The sequence below is a fragment of the Mesorhizobium sp. M4A.F.Ca.ET.050.02.1.1 genome, assembly GCF_003997725.1.
In the GTDB taxonomy this organism is placed as follows: Bacteria; Pseudomonadota; Alphaproteobacteria; order Rhizobiales; family Rhizobiaceae; genus Mesorhizobium.
Map to the genome: position 1 here is coordinate 1 of NZ_RZSG01000519.1, position 4257 is coordinate 4257.

Consider the following 4257-nt stretch of genomic DNA (forward strand, 5'->3'; position numbering starts at 1 on the left):
GCTTTGCCACGCTGCTCGGCGTCGGCCTTGCCTGGCTGCTCGGCTGGTCGATGGGCGCCGGGCTGGTCTTCGGCCTGGCATTGTCCGTCGCCTCGACGGTGGTGCTGCTGCGCGCCTTGCAGGAACGGCGGCTGATCGAGACCGAGCGCGGCCGCATCGCCGTCGGCTGGCTGATCGTCGAGGACCTTGCTATGGTGCTGGCGCTGGTGCTTTTGCCGGCGCTTGCCGGTGTGCTGGGCGGCCAGCCGCAGGCCGACGACCATGCCAGCCTGCTGGCGCTGCCGGCCAACTACGGCATCTGGGGCGTCGTCGGCGTCACGCTGGCCAAGGTGGTGGCCTTCGTCATCGTTATGCTGGTGGTGGGCCGCCGCGTGATTCCCTGGATCCTGCATTATGTCGCCCATACCGGGTCGCGCGAGCTGTTCCGGCTGGCGGTGCTGGCGATTGCGTTGGGTGTCGCCTTCGGGGCAGCAAAGCTGTTCGGCGTCTCGCTGGCGCTGGGCGCCTTCTTCGCCGGCATGATCATGAGCGAATCCGAGCTCAGCCACCGGGCGGCCGAGGAATCGCTGCCGCTGCGCGATGCCTTCTCGGTGCTGTTCTTCGTCTCGGTCGGCATGCTGTTCGACCCGTTCAGCCTGGTCAGCAATGGCTGGCCGATCCTGGCGACGCTGGCCATCATCCTGCTCGGCAAGTCGCTGGCCGCGTTCGTAATCGTCGTCGCCTTCCGCTACCCGATCGCGACGGCGCTGATGATCTCGGCCAGCCTGGCGCAGATCGGCGAATTCTCCTTCATCCTGGCCGAACTCGGTGTCGGCCTGAAGCTCCTGCCCGAGCAGGGTCGCGACCTGATCCTTGCCGGCGCCATCCTGTCGATCCTGCTCAACCCGCTGATGTTCCTGGCCATCGACTGGATGACACCGTGGCTGGAGGCACGCTCGGCCAAGGCATCGCCGCCGGAAGAGGCAAGGCCGATCGGCCCGGCGACCGAGCCCGGCCAGGTGGCTTCGGTGACGGCTTCGCCGCAAAAGCAAGACGGCCCGCCGCCAAGAACCGCGCTTACCGGCCATTCCATCCTGATCGGCTACGGCCGTGTCGGCAGCCTCGTCGGCGCGGCGCTGAAGCAAGCCGCCCTGCCCTTCCTGGTCATCGAGGACGCCGACAAGACGCTGGCGAAGCTGAAGGCCGATGGCGTCGAAACCATCGCCGGCAATGGCGCCAATGCGGACGTCTTTTCGGCCGCCAATCCGGAAGGCGCCAAGCGGCTGATCCTTGCAATTCCGAATGCCTTCGAGGCGGGTCAGATCGTGCTGCGCGCCCGCGCCGCCAACCCCGGCATCAATGTCATCGCCCGCGCCCACTCCGATGCCGAGGTCGAGCATCTCAAGGGACTCGGCGCCGACACCGTCATCATGGGCGAGCGCGAGATCGCGCGCGGCATCGTCGAGGTGGTGACGGGTAGGTCACCCGCTGGGTTGAAAGAGGTCGCCCGCGCCCCGGAGATCAAACCGCAAGCCGTTTGAGTTGCGCGTCCTGCACCAGCCAGGTTGATCAAGCGACAAATGCGGAGCCGCCGTTTTGCGCGATATCGCTGAGATATTTTGCCGGCGGCTTGCCCAGCGCCTTCTTGAACATGGTGATAAACGCCGTGACGGATTCATAGCCGAGATCGCCCGAGACCTGCTGCACGCTGGCGCCTGAGGCGAGTTCGCGCAGCGCCACGATCAGGTGCAGCTGCTGGCGCCAGCGCCCGAAGGTCAGCCCTGTCTCCTTCACGACGAGGCGTGCCAGACTGCTCTCGCTGAGCGCCACGCGGTTCGCCCATTCCGCTAGCGTGCTGCGGTCGGCGGGATCGTCCGCTAACGCCTCGGCGATCCGCCGCAAGCGCGGCTCGGCCGAAATCGGCAGGTGCAATTGCTGCACAGGCATGCGCGGCAGTTCGGCAAGCAGGATCCCTCCCAGGAAACCGCATCGTGCCTCCTCCGGCGCGCAATCCGACAGTTCGATGATCAGCTCGCGCAGCAGCGGCGAGATCGAAAGCGTGCAGCACCGGTCCGGCAATTCGGCGGCCCCCGGTTCGAGATAAACGAAGAAAATCCGCGCATTGGCGGTCGCGATGTTGCTGTGCTGCATGCCGCCCGGAATCCACACGGCGCAATGCGGCGGCACCATCCACAGGCCGCTCGGAACCCGACAGGTGACGCCGCCGCCCAGCGCGAAGACGAGCTGCCCCTTGCGATGCCAGTGGTCGCGCACCTCGGCCCTGGTCTCCGGTACATCGACGCGCACGGCGATTGCCGGCGCGTGGACGTCGTCGACATCGAAATCGAGCCATGGGTAGCGAAGAGGCTGTCTCATGATTGACTGTTTTTAGCGACCGTGTGCAATTATAGCTAAATTCTTAGACCATGGAAGTCGATAGGCTCCGGTTTGCGCATGGCGATCGCGTTGACGCTGCGCGCCCATCGCCGGCTTGGTCCAGGAAGGTACAGCCCCATGCTCGCCCTCGTCATCGCGTCCGACAGCGCCACCGGGCTTAGGCTGGCCGAGGTCGAGGACCCTCGGCCCTTGGCGAACGAGGCGCTCATTGCGGTCCACGTAACCTCGCTGAACCGGGGTGAGCTGCGCCTGCTCGGCATACGCCCGGACGGCTGGATACCCGGCCAGGACATCGTCGGCGTCGTCGAACGGGCAGCAACCGATGGCTCCGGGCCTGGCGTGGGGACCCGGGTCGCAGCTTTGGTCGACGAGCACGGCTGGGCCGAACGTGTCGCGGTTCCGACCGACCGTCTCGCCGTCCTGCCGGACGGCGTCGGCTTCGGCTCCGCCGCCACGCTTCCGGTCGCCGGCACGACGGCGCTGAGGACGTTGCGCCATGGCGGTGACCTCGCCGGCCAGCGGGTCCTGATCACCGGCGCTAGCGGCGCGGTCGGTCGTTTCCAGATCCAGATCGCCCGCGAGCAAGGCGCTTCGGTGACGGCGATCGCCGCCGCCCGGCATGAAGAGGACCTGCGTGGGCTGGGCGCCGAACGTGTCGTCGAGTCGATCGAGCGGGCCGAGGGGCCGTTCTCGCTGATCACCGAGTCGGTCGGCGGCGCAAGCCTCGCGCACGCGATCGAACGCGTCGCGCCGGGCGGCACCATCGTCATGTTCGGTTCAAGCAGCGGCGAACTGACGCCCGTCGGATTTCGCCAGTTCGTTCCGGGCCATGAAGGGGCGAGGCTTCAGACCTTCGCCTACTATACGTCCGGTCCAGCCATCGGCGCCGATATCGTCTCACTGCTCGCCCTGGTCGCGGCTGGCCGGTTGGAAACCCGCGTCGCCTTGACTGTGCCGTGGACAGACATCGGCCAGGCGCTGGACGCCCTGCGGCAGCGCAGCTTCAGCGGCAAGGCCGTCCTCACCATGACCGGATGAGCGATTTTGCCCCGAAATCGAGGTTCAGACGTGCTGGCCGCCATTGATGTGGATTTCCGAGCCGGTGACGTAGGACGCCTGCCCGGAGCACAGGAAGAAGATGATGTCGGCGACTTCCGACGTCGCGCCGAGGCGTCTGAGCGGGATCGTCTCGACGATCTTGTCGGTGCCCGGCGACAGGATAGCGGTGTCGATCTCGCCCGGCGCGATGGCGTTGACGCGGATGCCGTGCGGGCCGAAATCATGCGCCATCTCGCGCGTCAGCGAACCCAGTGCCGCCTTCGATGTCGCGTAAGCCGTGCCGGCGAAGGGATGCACACGGGTGCCGGCGATCGAGGTGACGTTGACGATCGAGCCCTTCGCCTGCGCCAGCTCCTTGAACAGGCCCCTGGCCAGCATGATCGGCGCGAAGAAATTGACCTGGAACACGTCACGCCAGACATGCATCGGCGTGTCGATCGAGTTCATCCGGCTGCCGTCCTTCAGCTTCGGCGAAATGCCGGCATTGTTGACCAGCGCGTTGAGCTGGCCGCCATGCGCCTCCAGCCGGTGACGGATCTCCGAGACGGCGATGCCGACATCCTCCTGGTCGGCGAGATCGACCTTGATGTGGTCCTCCGGCCCCGCTGGCCACGGACAGTCCTCGGCGAAAGCCTGGCGCGAGCAGGTGATGACGCGCCAGCCCTCACGCGAGAAGCGCTTCACCGTCGCATGGCCGATGCCCCGGCTGGCACCGGTCAGCACGATGGTTTTTCTTGTATCGGTCTCGGCCATGTCGCGGTCTCCGGCCGGACATGTAGCCGAAGGCGCAAGCCATGGCGAGAGGCGATGTTGCCGCTCAAC

The 4257-nt window shown here is 66.7% G+C and carries 4 protein-coding genes; 2 read left to right on the forward strand and 2 right to left on the reverse strand.

Annotated features, from left to right (window positions below; translation table 11 throughout):
- The coding region (locus EOA33_RS25930; protein ID WP_127406932.1) for a cation:proton antiporter at positions 1-1520 on the forward strand (1520 nt) is incomplete at its 5' end.
- Positions 1521-1548: 28 nt separating this feature from the next.
- Here EOA33_RS25930 and EOA33_RS25935 read toward each other — a convergent pair.
- Positions 1549-2355, reverse strand: a complete 807-nt coding sequence (locus tag EOA33_RS25935; RefSeq protein ID WP_126058271.1) for a helix-turn-helix transcriptional regulator — start codon at positions 2353-2355, stop codon at positions 1549-1551.
- A 138-nt stretch (positions 2356-2493) separates the two neighbouring features.
- On the opposite strand from EOA33_RS25935, the gene EOA33_RS25940 reads away from it, so the two are divergent.
- On the forward strand, positions 2494-3414 hold the full coding sequence (locus tag EOA33_RS25940; protein ID WP_127406933.1) for a zinc-binding dehydrogenase: 921 nt from the start codon (positions 2494-2496) through the stop codon (positions 3412-3414).
- 24 nt (positions 3415-3438) lie between these two features.
- On the opposite strand, the gene EOA33_RS25945 is transcribed toward EOA33_RS25940, so the two are convergent.
- Positions 3439-4188, reverse strand: coding sequence for an SDR family oxidoreductase (locus EOA33_RS25945; protein WP_127406934.1), 750 nt, complete (start codon positions 4186-4188; stop codon positions 3439-3441).
- Positions 4189-4257: the final 69 nt, after the last annotated feature.